The sequence below is a fragment of the Saccharopolyspora sp. NPDC000995 genome (genome assembly GCF_053599315.1).
This window is the reverse complement of record NZ_JBSFLZ010000032.1, coordinates 44,944-59,091: the sequence shown is the minus strand read 5'-3', so window position 1 is coordinate 59,091 and position 14,148 is coordinate 44,944. Positions and strand designations below refer to the sequence as shown.

The window sequence follows — 14,148 nt, the reverse complement described above, 5'->3', positions numbered from 1 at the left end:
ACCGAGGACATGGTGACCGGTTTCGTGGCAGCGCACCCCGAACACGTCCGGCAGGTGCCCGGCGGCGTGGTGCGGGCGAAACGCGCGCGCGAGGGAGTGCGGGGGTGGTGTTCTCGTTCGGCAACTACGCCGGCGACCCCGCCGGAAGGCCAAGCGACCGCCGCGGTCGTGGCGAAGGCCCTGCACGCGGTGGCGGAGCTGCTGCACGGCAAGGAAGAAGAACTCGGTCGAGCCGAGCTCGGCGACAAGACGCTGGTCGACGCTCTGATTCCGTTCGTCGAGGAACTCCGCCGCGCCGTCGATGCCGGCGAGAAAGCGGCCGGGACGCCTGGCAGCAGGCCGCCGGACGTGTCCGAGCCGCACCTACGCGTGGAACGCGACGGGGCGGTAAGAACCCGGAACTAAGCGGCGGCCTACCGCGATGACCGAAACATTCCTAGCCTGACTGGCTGATGAGCAGCAGAGGAGCCGTACACTATGCGACTGATTGTGGGCATGACAGGGGCAACGGGTGCGGTGTTCGGCGTCCGCCTGCTGGAGGCACTGCGCGAGCTGCCCGATGTGGAGACCCACTTGGTGCTTTCGGCGTGGGCGCGGACCACTCTAGAACTGGAGACTGGCCTGTCGGTGCGCGAAGTCACCGACCTCGCCGATGCCGCCCACAGCCCCGGAGACCAGGGGGCGAGCATCTCCTCCGGCTCGTTCCGCACTGACGGAATGATCATCGCGCCATGCTCGATGAAGACCCTGGCCGGCATCCGGGCCGGCTACGCCGACGGGCTGATCGGCCGCGCCGCGGACGTGGTCCTCAAGGAACGCCGCAAGCTGGTGCTGGTCCCGCGTGAGACCCCGCTGAGCGAGATTCACCTGGAGAACATGCTGGCGCTCACGCGCCTTGGAGCGCAGATGGTGCCGCCCATGCCCGCCTTCTACAACCACCCGGAAACCGTGGACGACATCGTCGACCACATCACCGCGCGGGTGCTGGATCAGTTCGACCTGCCGACGCCGAACGCCCGGCGGTGGGTCGGCATCCGCGCGGCACGCGAGCAGCGTTGCCCGCAGAAGCTGCCCGTGCCGCACGCTTTGGACGCACAAGGAGAGTCCCATGCCATATGACGACCTGCGCAGCTTCCTGCAAACTCTTGACAAAGAGGGCCAACTGCTGCGCATCGCCGACGAGGTGATGCCCGAACCCGGCATCGCCGCCGCCCGAGACCGTCGACAATCTCTACAGCTCGCCGGTCCCCGGCGTCTGGGACGTGCTGCAATGCCAGCAGGGCCTCTACACTTGGCACACCAGCGAACCTGCCCGTCGCACCAGTCGCGACGCCTACCCCGAGTTTCAAGATGACGCTCGAGGACATCAAGGCAGCCCCCGAAGTCCCCACCATTGCTACGTTGGGCTCCGCGTCCTGACGCCAGACCCGTCACCTTCCGCGGGAACCTGGTTCCCGCGGACCATTTCCTTGGAGGCTGCGAGATGCCACCCGAGCCACACGACACCCTGATGTGGGAGGCCCGAACTCAGCCCGGACGCCGGGATGAACTGCTCGCCTGGGTGGAACAGACCGCGGTGCTCGCTCTGCTCGCCGAACCCGGCTGTCTCGACGCCAGTACCTACCTGGGGGGCGAGGACCGGGTCGTGGTCATCGCTCACACCACCGGCACCGTGCCCCGCATGCCGGACCCGCCCGACGAGCTGCTGCTGCGCGCCGTACACCAATGGCCCTTCCGCAAAAACGCCATCTATCGCAAGTGACGACCTCCCAACCGCCAGTCCCGGCCGCATCTCGGCTCTGGGGCACACAGCCGGGGCCAGGTACTTGGCTTGCGGTTCAGCCGCTCACCAAGCTCCCTCTCGCCACCCCATCAACCCAGGGCGGCAGTATCGGGCGCGCCCTCTCCCCTTCCACCTAGCAGCCGCAGACCACGGCCGCTGGGGATTCTTCCCCTTGGCGACCTGGTAGACGGCCCCGATCGCGTCGTGGCAGCCACGCCCGGGCCGAAATCCGTAGGATCGCGACTCAAAGCGATCCTCCCACTGAGGCTCCAAGGCGTTACGCACCCGATTCTGCTGAGCACGATCGGCGATGGCGAGAATGCCTAACGGCCTGCGTTTCCCATCGCTGTTCGGTATGTATATCCGTTTCACCGACCGGGCTCGCCACGGTGAAGAATGGCAGTGCAATCGCTCCCGCCAACTCCGTCCGATCCCGGGATGTCAACGCCTCCCCACCTGACGCCTCTAGCGGGCGCCTTTTCCACCTCCCGGTGCCCCGTCACCGACGGCCAGACCGGGGCGCGCATCCGACAAACACCGGGACGAGTTGCGCGCCGAGGGAATCGAATCGGAGATCGCCGAGCGCGGAACCGACCACGGCATACCAAAAGATCTTTAACGGTTGTGTCCGGTGAGGATTTTCCGTCGCCGTCTTCCCCTGTTGGGGCGAACCTGGGAAACTTGACCAAGGTTGCGCGTCGGCTGGCCGGAGGTCCTGGCCGCAACGTATAGGTCTCGTTTCGAACCAATGGAGGAGAGTATCGTGGACCGTTGTACCAGCTTCCGCTCCTACTTGGATGCTTTGGACAAGATCGGGGAGTTGCGCATCGTAGACCGTCAGGTCGACCCGATCTTGGAAGTTGGTGCGATAATCCGCCGGTCTTACGAGACGTTCAGCCCCGCTCCGTTGTTCACAAATGTGGCCGATTGCCCGCCCGGGTTCCGAATCCTCGGTGCTCCGGTTGGGCTGAGCACCAACCCGGAGCAACGCCTGGCGCGTTTGGCCGTCTCGCTGGGGCTGCCCGCGGACACCATGCCTTTGAAGATCTTGGATGCACTTATCGCCGCCCGTTCCAGTGACCCCATCAAACCACGTATCGTATCCAGCGGGCCGTGCAAGGAAAATCGGATGGTCGGCGCTGACCTTGATCTCACTCGATTCCCCAGCCCGTTGATCCACCAAGGCGACGGTGGCAGATACTTCAACACTTGGGGGACGGTGATCGTGCGCACGCCTGATGGTTCCTGGACGAACTGGTCGGTGGCTAGGGTGATGGCGCTGGACAGCACTCGTCTGACCGGCACGGTCTTTCCCTCCCAGCACCTGGGCATGATTCACCGGATGTGGCAAGAGCGGGGAGAGCCAATGCCGTTCGCCATAGCCCAGGGGTGTGAGCCGGCGATCCCCGTCCTGTCCGGAATGGCCTTTCCCGCTGGCGTCGATGAGGCCGACCACGTCGGCGGATACTTCGGTGAACCCGCCGAGGTGGTTCGCTGCGAAACGGTGGATCTCGAGGTGCCGGCTACCGCGGAAATCGTGGTGGAAGGATTTGTCGATCCGGTGGAGACGGCCGCCGAAGGACCGATGGGGGAGTACGCTGGATACCTCGGATCGGTGTCCGCGCCGCAACCGGTATACCAGGTTACCGCGGTCACTTATCGGGATGACCCGATTCTGCCGGTGGTCGCGGGAGGTGAACCCGCCGACGAGAACCACACGATCACTGGTATCGGCGTCGCTGCTGAAGCGATGGTTGCGTTACGTGAGGCCGGGATTCCAGTAACCGCCGCATGGATGCCCGTCGAAAGCGCGTGCCACTGGTTGGTCGTAACCGTTCCTGTCGATGCGCGTAAACGCCTTGGTGTGGCAGAAGAAGAATTGGTGCGCCGCATCGGAGAGGCCATCTTCTCGACGAAGGTCGGTATTTGCGTTCCGCAAATTCTGGTCATGCATGATGACATCGACCCCACCAACACCGCCGAGACGGTGTGGGCCTTTGCCACCCGGTGGCGGCCGGCCAGCGGGGACGTGTTCTTCCCCGACCAGCCGGCCGTTCCACTGATCGGCTCACTCGATGACGCCGACCGCAGCCGGTGCCGGATGACCAAAGTGGTGCACAACTGTCTTTTCGGGCAGCCGATGGATGTCCTGCCGCAGCGCAGTTCCTTCGCCGCGGCCTATCCGGAAGAAATCCGCCGACGGGTACTGGACATGTGGTGACTGCGCCGTCGCCACTAGCAGGCGCGACGCCGGATCACTCGTGCGCATGAGCCTTGAGCGTGTCGGGCTCCATCCAATGCATGCCATCGGCGGCGGTGAGGAGCCCTCCCGGAATTCTCGGAGGCTCGTGCGCGGCGTTCCCGAGAGCGGCGTCGACCTGCAAGGCGGCTCCCTCTTCCAGGAACCGTTCCAGCCCCCTGGAGTCAAGGAGAGGGTTGAGGTTGTCATCGTTGCTCGCGTGCGTGATGCTGCCCTGGATCGCGCTGGATAGCTGAGTCGACACGGCGGACAACTCCGAACGCAAGGTTTCGCCGTTGGGGATCGCCGCTTCGCCGGACGCGACACCGCCGACCAGCTCGACGAACGCCTCGAACTCCGATACGGGGCAGTTGGTCACCTTCTTCGCCTGCCAGAAGTAGGAGTCCTCGTTCTGGTTCATGTCGTAGAACCCGATGAGGAACTCGTAGAACAGCCCGTACTCCTTGCGATAGCGCGCTTCGAATTCCTCGAAGCTGCGCTGCTCGTCGACAAGTCCGGCGAGGCAACTGTTGATGGAGCGAGCGGCGAGCAATCCGCCATAGGTGGAGAGGTGGACACCCGTGGAGAACACCGGGTCGACGAAGCAAGCCGCGTCACCGACCAACATCATGCCCGGGCGCCAGAACCGGCTGTGCACGTAAGAGTAGTCCTTGCGGATGCGGATCTCGCCGTAGGGCCCGCTGGTGATTCTGGTCGCGTCAGAGAGAAGGTCGCGGACCATCGGGCAACCATCGATCAGCTTGCGGAAGGCGTGCTCCCGGTCACCTCGCAGGAGTTCGGGAGTGTCGCGACTGACCACCGCCCCGACGCTGGTCAGGTTGTCACCCAACGGAATGTACCAGAACCAGCCGTCCTTGAACGCGGCCGACAGGACATTGCCGGCATAGGGCTCCTCCATCCGTTTGCCGCCTTCGAAATACCCGAACATCGCGAGGTTGCGGAAGAAGTCCGAGTACTGCCGCTTCCCCCCGATCTTCTGGGAGATACGGCTTTCGTTCCCGGAAGCATCCACGACGAAAGTCGCGGTCACCTCGTGCGTGCGTCCGTTTTCGTCCTCGTAGCGGACCCCGGAAACCCGCTCGCCGTCGTCCAGAACGTCGACGACCGAGCACTGCTCCCGGACGTCCACTCCGCACGCCTTGGCGTTGTTGAGCAGGATCTGGTCGAACTTCATGCGTTCAACCTGGTAGGCATATGCGGTGGGACCGGCTAGCCGGGATGAGACGGCGAAATTGAACCGCCAGGGCTCCGGGTTTGATCCCCACCGCAGCGTGCCGCCGAGCTTGACCACAAATCCTGCGTCGTGGAGGGCGTCGGACACGCCGAGCATCCGGCAGACGCCGTGCACGGTCGACGGGAGCAAGGACTCCCCGATGCGGTACCGGGGGAAGCGCTCCTTCTCCAGGAGGAGAACACGGTGCCCCTGCTTGGCAACGAGCGTAGCGACTGTAGATCCGCCGGGACCGCCGCCAACGACGACGACGTCGACCGTTTCCGCGCTTGCCAGTGATTCGTTCATGTTCGCGAGCCTTCCGTGGTTGGTACCGTGTTGAAGTCGGTGGCGGAGTGTCAGGAAACCTCGGTCCGGGACAGTCGAGCTGCCAGTATCGGTGCGATGTGCATTACCGCGTCCTCTTCGAGCATTCGGCTGTGCGTGCTGTTGAGCGGGTGGTGCTCGATCCGACCGTCCACATAGGGTTTCCAGGTATCCGGGGAGGGCCATCCATTGCCCTGATGTTGGCAGGCGCTGAAGAGAATCAGATCGCCGCGGAACTTCCCTGGGGTGAACTCGTTCTGCAAACGGAGATTGACGGTGAAAATCTCGATCAGGGCTTCCATCGATTCCGGGGTCAAATCGGAAAGCCCGCCGTCGGCGGTGCGAAGCGCGTTGATGACATCAGGGAGCTGAAGAGTCTCGCGGTCGACGCGAGAGGTGTCCTGGCCAACGATCTCGAGGAGCGCAACGAGGGTTTCCGGGTCTAGCGCCGAGGGTTCCTTCGGCAGGTTCATACTGGCGGGGTAGGCGTCAAGGATGGTCAGCAGTTCGACGTCGTCGCCCTCGTGTTGCAGCCGCGCGGCGATGTCGTGCGCGAGGAGGCCGCCGAACGACCAGCCGAGAAGTCGGTAACTCCCCTCGGGTTGGATCGCGCGGATCTGTTGCAGGTAGTCGTTGGCCATGTCCGCGATGCAGCGGTGGATCGGTTCCGTACCGGATAGGCCGCGTGCCTGGATACCGTAGATCGGCAGGTCCGGCGGCAGATGCCGGAGCAGCCGCACATAGGACCACCCGATGCCGATGCCGGGATGGATGCAGAAAAGCGGAGTCTTATGGCCACCTGTCCGGAGCGGCAGGACGACGTCCAGAGCACGTGAGTCGGTCTCACCGTCGAGTCGTGCGATCAGTTCATGTGGCGTCGGCGCGTCCAGGAGTGTGCGGATGGAGAGTTCTTCCCCCAGCTCGGCACGGATACGGATGGTCAGCTTGACCGCCAGGAGCGAGTTTCCCCCGCAGTCGAAGAAGTTGTCCTTCTCCGAGACCGCCGGAAGCCCCAGAACTTCGGCGAACAGTCCGCATAGCAACTCTTCGCGTGGACTGAGAAACGGCGTGCTCGGCGTGTGTGATCCGAACTCGGGCTCGGGTAGAGCAGTGTGGTCCAGTTTGCCGTGGCGTGTCGTCGGCAGCCGATTGAGCAGGACGAACGCCGCCGGAACCATATGCGCGGGCAGACGCTCCTGGAGGTGCTGGCGAAGAGCCGTCTCGTCCGGGGCCGGAGCATCGTTCGTTTCTTGCGCGGGCACAACGTAGGCGATTAGGCATTTGGATCCGCTGGGATGCGTACGGGCGACGACTGCGGAGGCGGACACGCCCGCATGCTCGGCAAGCACCGCGCGGATCTCCCCGAGCTCAATGCGGAAGCCGCGGATCTTCACCTGCTCGTCCGCACGGCCGACGTACTCCAGGGCGCCGTCCACTCGCTGGCATACAAGGTCGCCTGTGCGATACATGCGGGTACCGGGCGGTCCATCAGGGTCCGGGACGAAGCGTTCGGCAGTCAACTCATCGTGGTTGAGGTAGCCGCGCGCGACTCCGGGACCGGCGACGCATAACTCGCCGATAGCACCTGGCGAGACAGTTTGAAGCTGGTCGTCGAGAACGTACACCCGAGTATCGCGGATCGGTCGGCCAATGGGCGGCTTCATGCCACCGGTCAGCGGTTCGCTCATCGTCGCGCACACGGTCGCCTCAGTGGGGCCGTAGGCATTGAACATCTTCCGTCCCGGTGCCCACTGGTCGACGAGGGACGCCGGGCAGTCCTCCCCGGCGACGATCAAGGTAGTCGCGGGTGGCAGGCTTCCCGTCGGCAACGATCCGAGCACTGTTGGCGGCACGGTGAGGTGCGTGATCGCGCATTCGTCCGCGAGATCGGTCAACGGGGCGCCGGGTAGCAGACGCTCGTCCGGTGCAAGCACGAGTGTCGCACCGGAGAGCAACGCCATACCCAACTCGGAGAACGCCGCATCGAAGCTGAACGGCGCGAACTGCAGAACACGGCTGTGGTGGTCGACCCCGAACCGTTCGATCTGGCTAGCAACGAGGTTTTCCACGCCGCGGTGTTCGATCATCACGCCCTTCGGTCTACCGGTCGACCCTGACGTGTAGATCACGTAAGCCAGGTTCGAGGGCGAGAGAGGACGGATGCGAGCCTCGTCGGTCGGGTCAGTGTCGGGCTGCTGGGCGAGCGCATTGAGCACACCCTGGCCGTCCAGCACGAGTCGGGGCGTCCTACCGGCCGGGATCGCGAACATCGTGTCGCGGGTGGTCAGGGTGAGAACCGGTCTGGCATCGCCCAGCACGTAGGAGATGTGGTCAGCAGGATGCTTGGGATCGATGGGCAGGTATGCCGCCCCGGCCTTGAGCACTGCCAGTGCCGCTGTGATCAACGCCGGGGAGCGGGGAATTGCCAGGGCGACGAGTTGCTCGGTCCCCAGCTTCCTGGAGATCAGCATCTTCGCAAGCCGGTTGACCCGGCGGTTCAGGTCTGCATACGTCGTGGACTCGCCCTGGTACAACAGCGCGGTCGCGTTCGGTGTGCGGGCGACTTGGGACTCGAACAGCTCAGGGAATGTGCTCGCCGAAAGCGTCGTTTCGGATCTGGGCTCGTGAATGGTCGTCAACGGTAACTCCTGACTATTCTAGGTAGCGGCCTGGCGCGATTAGGCCGCGTGGGTCGAAGACGCCTTTCAACTGGCTCAGAAAACCTCCGATCGCCGGATCTGGGTGCAGCTCGCTCGAACGGTGCATATGGTCGATGTCGAGTCGATAGGGCTGGAAGCCCGACTGCGGAAAGCGCTCGTGCATCAGGTCCAGGGCGTGGTGGGCCCGCTCGGGCCACGGATCTGTTCTGGGGAATTTGATTGCCACTACGAAGTCGATCAAGTCGGTTGACACCACTGTGGCGTGAGCCTGCCAGGTGATCCCGGTCTCATTCGCTATTTGTCGGAGCAAACTCTGCGCCCGCATCACCGAGTCGGGCTCGAAGCGAATCATCGGTGCGTAGAACAACCAGCCGACGGCTCCGTCCTCGTCGATGCCGTCGGCGGTGGTCCCGAATTCTCTCAGCAACGTCTGGTCGTTGCGCTCAGGATCGCCTACCAGCGCGTCCATCACGGCGCTGCGATCCGCGTGAGCGTGATCCAGCTCGTCGATCGCGGTGAACAGGCCGCTGGCATGGACCCGCCGCGTCAGGATCTCAGTCACCGCGCTTACCAGTTCGCTGTCGCCGTCGATACAGGTGAACGCATGGCACTTGGGCTCCGCGGCTGGCCCGTCGGCCGAGTCGAGGAAAATCTTCAGATACTGCGGGATCAATCCCTGGTGGTGATAACCCCGGAGTACGCCTACCACTTCGGGAAGACTTCGGTATCCGAAACCTAGGCGCAGCACGCGGATCGAGTCCGGTCGCGGGAGCAGCCGAACGACGGCGGCGGTGATGATTCCGAAGTTGGATTGGAAGAACAGCGGCATCAGACCCGGGCCCAGTTCGTGCCGATAGGCTGTGATGTCCTGGCCATCACGCGGCCAACTCCCGATTCTCAACGCCTGGCCAGAAGCGAGGACGATTTCCAGACCGGCGATGTCGTCGCACCGCTGCCGGCGTGTTCCCACGCCTCGTTCGAGAGCATTGCCGATCACGCTGCTGTGCTGGGACGAACTGGTCACGTTGAGCATGAACGGGGTTCCCGCCACGCACCGCGCCAACTCACCTTGCGTCACTCCCGTTTCGACGATCGCACTACCGCTGTCGAGGTCCAGGTGTCGTATCCGCCGCAGGTCGCCCAGATCAAGCACGACGTTGTCGTCCCGGACTGGGTCTTTCGAGCCGAAGCCCCAGTTGCGACCCTGGCTAACGGGATAGAGCGCCGCCTTGGTCTCCCGGTGATGCAGTGAGCGAACGAGTGACTGGACATCGCTTACATCCCGGGGACGCATCACCGCGGGGATGTGCCGGGCACGGAAGAAACCTATATTGCTCGGACGTTGGCGTTCGGCGAGTGACCGCTGAGTGCACCGCTCTACTCGCTCGACACCAAGCAACTGCTCGCACTCGGCCAACCACACATTCAGGTCTCGATCAACGTCGCAGCTACAGTCTCCGCCAGCAGCGGGATTGCTGTCAGCCACGAGCGTCACCAGCCACAGTAGACGCCGAGGTGGCATCGGGAAGGCCCGATGTCAGCGGCGTGGCCTCGATCAGCCACAAGGGTGCGGCGAGTTGCGAGGTGACGATGTCGCCGAACCCCGCGGATCGCAGCAACGACCGCCACTCGTCCTCCGTTCGTTCCCTGCCACCGGTCTTGAGCATCATCTGCAGATCGAGCAGCTTGCTGGGATCTGGTGCGTTCAGTGGTGGCACGATGAATTCCCACAGCATGAGCCGGGAATCCGGCCGCGATCGCATTGCCGCGTGGACGCTGCGCAGAATCCTAACGCAGTCCTCGTCATTCCAGTCATGTAGCACGGATTTGAGCACATACGCCTGCGCCCCCGGCGGCACCGCGTAGAAAAAGTCGCCGCTGATGACATTTGCTCGTTCGGCAACCCCGTGCTGGTCCAGCAGATTCGCGGCATCGGCCACCGTAGCCGGACGATCGAAGAGAACGCCCCGGACCTCGGGATGCCGCTCGAGGATCGTCGCCAGCAGGTGCCCCGATCCCCCACCGATGTCGGCTACCACATCGAATCTGCCGAAGTCGTATGCCGCGGCGATCGTTGTGCTCTGGCCAGCGCTCATCGCGGTCATCGCCTTGTCGAACACCCCGCCTGCTGCGGGGTTGGCTTCGAGGAAGGTGAAGTAATCCATACCGTCGTAAGCGTGCGGGAAAGCGGGTTCGCCGGTGCGCACGGCATGCAGGAAGTGCTGATGATCACTGGCTTTGCCCACTTCGCCTTGCAACATCGCCAGATACCGGGCGGTCCCGGGCGTGTCACTGCGCAGATACTGCGCACGCGTTGTCAGCTCAAAGGCTCCGTCAGGACGTTCCGCGAATACGCCGACACACGCTGTGGCGCGCAGTAGGCGCCGCAGTGACGGACCATGCACTCCCACAGCGTCGGCGAGCTCGTCAGCGGTGCGTGGCCCGCTAACGAGAAGATCGGCGATGCCGAGCATCGCGAGCACGTGTATCGCGCGTGCCAGGAGGTCGCTGTTGACCAGTCGGAACATGTCCGCTGCTGCTTGCGTGTCGCGGTCGATGTCCACGGCTATCTCCTGGCTGTGCGCGGGGTTGGAAGCTGTTGCAGGGCAACCGGCAGAGTGCTCACGGTGCGGACGAAAACGTTGCAGTTCCATTCGGGTTCGCCCGCGGAGCAGAGAGTGGGGAACCGTCTGTGGATGAGAGGCAGGGAAACGGCCATTTCGACACGGGCGAGGTATGCGCCTATGCAGCGGTGGATCCCATGTCCGAAGGTCAGGATCTTCTTGGTGTCCCGGCTCGGGTCGAACCGTTCTGGATTCGTAAACACGGCCGGATCATGGTTGGCCGCGGCCAGTACCGGCCGCACGTCGCAGCCTGCTGGGACCGTCCCGCCCTCGAGCTGGATGTCCCGGATGGGAATGCGCGCTCCGGGACTGAACAAGACAGGCGCGTCATAGCGCAAGACCTCGCCGACGAACGCGTTGACCGCGCGCTCGCCGCTGCTCAGCCACACCCGTTCGTCCGGATGGTGCAACATCGCTCGGATACCGAAATCGACTCCGCCCGCTGCTGTTTCGAATCCCGCCGCCCAGATTCCCCAGAGAAGCGCGGCAACTTCGTCGTCAGTGAGAGGGTCAGGATAATCGGCCGGTGGCTGGGTCAATACGGAGATCAAGTCGTCTCGAGGGCGCAGCCGTCGTTCCCGGACGAGTTGGCGGAAGTAGTCCTCGATTATCACGCTGTTGGCGTCGGCGGTAGTCAACAGCTCCTCGGACTGGCCGATCAGCGCGGCCAGGACATCGTTGACCAGATCCGGGAGCCATTCGCGATCAGACTTGGGGACTCCAAGTAGCTCAGACAGCACGTGAACGACCATCGGCAGGGACATCGCGTGGTGGATGTCCAAGGTCTCCCCGTCGCGCAGAGGGGCTTCGAGCTCGTCCAGAAGACGATTGCAGTAGTCGGCGATGCCTGGCCGCAACGATTCAACTCGTCGCATAGTGAAGTCCCGGTTGAGCTGCTTGCGCACCCGCGTGTGTTCGGGTGGATTTCTCATCAGCAGCGTGTTGGACAGCAGGTTCGCCGACCGGTGTCGCTGCTGCAACGGAGACGCTGCCGCCGCACCGCGTTGCGGGCGAGGAAAATCGCTGGCGCTACCCTGCAACACCCGTTGCGCGTCCGCGTGTCTGCTTACCAGGTAGATCCCCGTCCGCGTCCGGTGCACCGGATCGTTTTCTCGCAACCAACGCAGTAGCGGGAAAGGATCTTCCTGGAACGACTGCGATGCGAACTGGGTGAGTACGTCGACGGTGGACTGTGTTTGGCTCGAAACTCTCATCGGTAACCTCATCGTTTGGCTCCGGCGTTGATGTATCCGGCTTATCGGGACTTGGGGCTGTCGGGATCGGCCGACGAACCGGGCGTTGGCGCATACAGCTGCCAGCGAACCCGCTCCTCCGCGGTCTGATCGACTCGCCGCATGGCGATGCGCAGAACCGGCGGAGCCATCACCGAGGTCGCGATCGCGACGAGGATCACGACCGTGTAAGTAGCGGTGTTCAGCACCCCAAGCCGAAGCCCGGTCATCGCGACGATGACTTCGATGGCTCCGCGGGCGTTCATCCCGGCACCCAGGGCAATGCCCTCCCAATGCCCAAGTCGGGCCAGCCTGGCTCCGAGGTACGCTCCGGCGAACTTTCCTACGATCGCTATCGTCAGCACCAGCATTGCCACGCCCAGAACCGTGGGAACCGCCAGAACCGTGAGATCCATGCGCAGTCCAGCCGTGGCGAAGAACAATGGAGCGAACACGGCGAGCACGGAGGTGTGCAATGACGCGAGCCGTGCGTGGTCGAGCTGGCCGGTCGTACTGATCGTGATTCCGGCGACCAGCGCGCCGAATACCGCCTCCAGGCCCATCGCCTGCGTGCCGGCGGAAGCCAGTACGACGATGACGACCACAGTGGCGACCGTAGGCGTGTCGTGTGCTGACCGATTGGTGACGCGGAGAGCAACCCGTGCGAGTGGCCTAACCAAGATCACAGCAACCACGACAACTGCGGCCACGCCGGCGAGTGACAGCAGCACGCCGTCCGCCCGAACGCCAGTGGTGGCCATCGCGGATACGACCGACAGCAGCAGCCATCCGACCACATCATCGACAGTCCCAGCGGCTAGGGTCAGTTGACCGATATCGCGATGCAGCAAACCCATGTCGGTCAGTGTTTTCGCCATCACCGGGATGGCGCTGACCGCCATGGCCACTCCGAAGAACAGCGCGATAACCGTTCGGTCTTGCGCCTCCGAGAGCAACGATTCTGGAAGCACGAAGCCGACCGCGATACCGAGTGCGAGCGGGATGACGAGTCCGGCGATGCTGACTTGCAGGGCAGCGTTCCTGCGGTTCCGCATCAGTCCGAAGTCTAGTCGGCACCCTGTCAGACCTACCAGCAACAGAGCACCGATAAGCCCTACCACGTCCAGGAGATGGAACTGTTCAGGCTGCTGCGGCAGCAACCACTCGGACAAGCCTGGTACGAGGTGAGCGAGCAATGAGGGGCCGAACACCAACCCAGCGACCAATTCGCCCACTACAGCGGGCAATCCGCAGCGGATCGCCACTCTGCCGAGCACCAAAGCCAGCAACAGCAAAAGTCCCACTTGCAGCAGAAACACGAGCAGCGTATGACTTGGGACCGCCGAAACCGGGATCACTTGGAGCGTCAACGGTGCCCTCCATGGTGCTGCGAACGGGATTAGCGGGAGATGGGGGGGTTGGTGCTCTTCGCTCAAATCTATCCCGCGCGCGCGAACCAACTGGTCCGTGTGTCGCGGCCAGACTGATTGAATTTCGCGGGCGGTACGGGCATAGCGCCCTGGTGCTCGCCGATGTCAACGCCCGGTTGATCGCCCTGGAGCAACTCTTTCACGTTTTGGGCGATTGTGCCGAACATTACGGGATGGGAGTGTGCGAGTCCATAGGTGTCGATCAACGGTTCAAGAAAGGTGAAGAAGAGCATTCTCTGTGTACTTTTGGGCACTGTTCACAGGGAGCCGGCTGACGTTTCGGGTAGAGTTGCCAACTTCTTGCGCATAGAGATTTCGGTGAGGGACCCCCAATAATTGAGGACTCTTGGGCGGTGGGTTGTGTTCGAGCAGCCAGGGTCCCGCGTGATGCCGGAAGGCGGCGATGTTGGCGTGGCCGGCGAGCCGGAGCTGGCTGATGGCGGTGTTGCGGAGGCTGGCCATCACCTGGGGTGAGTGGCCGGTGCGGATCTGGCTGCGGTCTTCGTCGTAGGTCCCGTCGCGGACCCAGTGCAGCCCGTTTTCTATCGACCAATGTCCGCGCAACCATGTGCGATCTGTTCGGGCCCGGCGTCGGTGACGGTGAGACTGGTGATGGCGTAGG

11 protein-coding genes and 2 pseudogenes are annotated in these 14,148 nt (G+C 63.6%); 5 read left to right on the top strand and 8 right to left on the bottom strand.

What is annotated here, in order from left to right; all coding sequences use genetic code 11:
- From ACWDKQ_RS13865 to ACWDKQ_RS13850, 4 genes and pseudogenes are all read left to right on the top strand, one after another.
- Window positions 1–405, top strand: a pseudogene (locus ACWDKQ_RS13865) (hypothetical protein); the annotation flags it as partial.
- A gap of 72 nt (window positions 406–477) precedes the next feature.
- Window positions 478–1,119 (top strand): non-oxidative hydroxyarylic acid decarboxylases subunit B, encoded by a 642-nt coding sequence (locus ACWDKQ_RS13860; RefSeq protein WP_450139110.1) that lies wholly within the window; start codon window positions 478–480, stop codon window positions 1,117–1,119.
- Between the two features lie 107 nt (window positions 1,120–1,226).
- A pseudogene (locus tag ACWDKQ_RS13855) lies at window positions 1,227–1,511 on the top strand (non-oxidative hydroxyarylic acid decarboxylases subunit D); the annotation flags it as partial.
- The gene (locus tag ACWDKQ_RS13850; RefSeq protein ID WP_450139109.1) at window positions 1,484–1,762 is read left to right on the top strand and encodes a hypothetical protein; all 279 of its coding nucleotides are present in this window, start codon (window positions 1,484–1,486) and stop codon (window positions 1,760–1,762) included. The pseudogene ACWDKQ_RS13855 and the gene ACWDKQ_RS13850, both read left to right, overlap by 28 nt.
- Window positions 1,763–1,846: 84 nt before the next feature.
- On the opposite strand, the gene ACWDKQ_RS13845 is transcribed toward ACWDKQ_RS13850, so the two are convergent.
- Window positions 1,847–2,155, bottom strand: a complete 309-nt coding sequence (locus ACWDKQ_RS13845) for a reverse transcriptase domain-containing protein (protein WP_450139108.1) — start codon at window positions 2,153–2,155, stop codon at window positions 1,847–1,849.
- A 391-nt stretch (window positions 2,156–2,546) separates the two neighbouring features.
- Between ACWDKQ_RS13845 and ACWDKQ_RS13840 the strand changes: the two genes are divergently transcribed.
- A complete protein-coding gene (locus ACWDKQ_RS13840; RefSeq protein WP_450139107.1) occupies window positions 2,547–4,004 on the top strand; it encodes a UbiD family decarboxylase in 1,458 nt (485 codons plus the stop codon).
- Window positions 4,005–4,038: 34 nt separating this feature from the next.
- Here the strand turns inward: ACWDKQ_RS13840 and ACWDKQ_RS13835 are convergent, their stop codons facing one another.
- The 7 genes from ACWDKQ_RS13835 to ACWDKQ_RS13805 all read right to left on the bottom strand — a co-directional run bounded on the left by ACWDKQ_RS13835 (window position 4,039) and on the right by ACWDKQ_RS13805 (window position 13,759).
- Window positions 4,039–5,562 carry a tryptophan 7-halogenase gene (locus ACWDKQ_RS13835; protein WP_450139106.1) on the bottom strand — a complete coding sequence of 508 codons (1,524 nt, stop codon included), beginning with the start codon at window positions 5,560–5,562 and terminating at the stop codon, window positions 4,039–4,041.
- Window positions 5,563–5,612: 50 nt separating this feature from the next.
- Window positions 5,613–8,114, bottom strand: a complete 2,502-nt coding sequence (locus ACWDKQ_RS13830) for an amino acid adenylation domain-containing protein (RefSeq protein ID WP_450139112.1) — start codon at window positions 8,112–8,114, stop codon at window positions 5,613–5,615.
- 118 nt (window positions 8,115–8,232) lie between these two features.
- Window positions 8,233–9,726, bottom strand: coding sequence for an FAD-binding oxidoreductase (locus ACWDKQ_RS13825; RefSeq protein WP_450139105.1), 1,494 nt, complete (start codon window positions 9,724–9,726; stop codon window positions 8,233–8,235).
- Window positions 9,719–10,804 carry a methyltransferase gene (locus tag ACWDKQ_RS13820; RefSeq protein ID WP_450139104.1) on the bottom strand — a complete coding sequence of 362 codons (1,086 nt, stop codon included), beginning with the start codon at window positions 10,802–10,804 and terminating at the stop codon, window positions 9,719–9,721. Before ACWDKQ_RS13820 ends, ACWDKQ_RS13825 begins: the two co-directional genes overlap by 8 nt.
- Window positions 10,805–10,806: 2 nt before the next feature.
- The gene (locus tag ACWDKQ_RS13815) at window positions 10,807–11,904 is read right to left on the bottom strand and encodes a cytochrome P450 (RefSeq protein WP_450139103.1); all 1,098 of its coding nucleotides are present in this window, start codon (window positions 11,902–11,904) and stop codon (window positions 10,807–10,809) included.
- Window positions 11,905–12,119: 215 nt separating this feature from the next.
- The gene (locus tag ACWDKQ_RS13810) at window positions 12,120–13,466 is read right to left on the bottom strand and encodes a cation:proton antiporter (protein ID WP_450139102.1); all 1,347 of its coding nucleotides are present in this window, start codon (window positions 13,464–13,466) and stop codon (window positions 12,120–12,122) included.
- 68 nt (window positions 13,467–13,534) lie between these two features.
- A complete protein-coding gene (locus tag ACWDKQ_RS13805) occupies window positions 13,535–13,759 on the bottom strand; it encodes a hypothetical protein (protein WP_450139101.1) in 225 nt (74 codons plus the stop codon).
- Between the last annotated feature and the right edge of the window lie 389 nt (window positions 13,760–14,148).

What these genes read in the sequence shown, in the direction of transcription:
- ACWDKQ_RS13860 (WP_450139110.1), top strand. Translation starts at nt 478, where the DNA reads ATGCGACTGATTGTGGGCATGACAGGGGCAACGGGTGCGGTGTTCGGC.
- ACWDKQ_RS13850 (WP_450139109.1), top strand. Translation starts at nt 1,484, where the DNA reads ATGCCACCCGAGCCACACGACACCCTGATGTGGGAGGCCCGAACTCAG.
- ACWDKQ_RS13835 (WP_450139106.1), bottom strand. Translation starts at nt 5,562, where the DNA reads ATGAACGAATCACTGGCAAGCGCGGAAACGGTCGACGTCGTCGTCGTT.
- ACWDKQ_RS13805 (WP_450139101.1), bottom strand. Translation starts at nt 13,759, where the DNA reads ATGCTCTTCTTCACCTTTCTTGAACCGTTGATCGACACCTATGGACTC.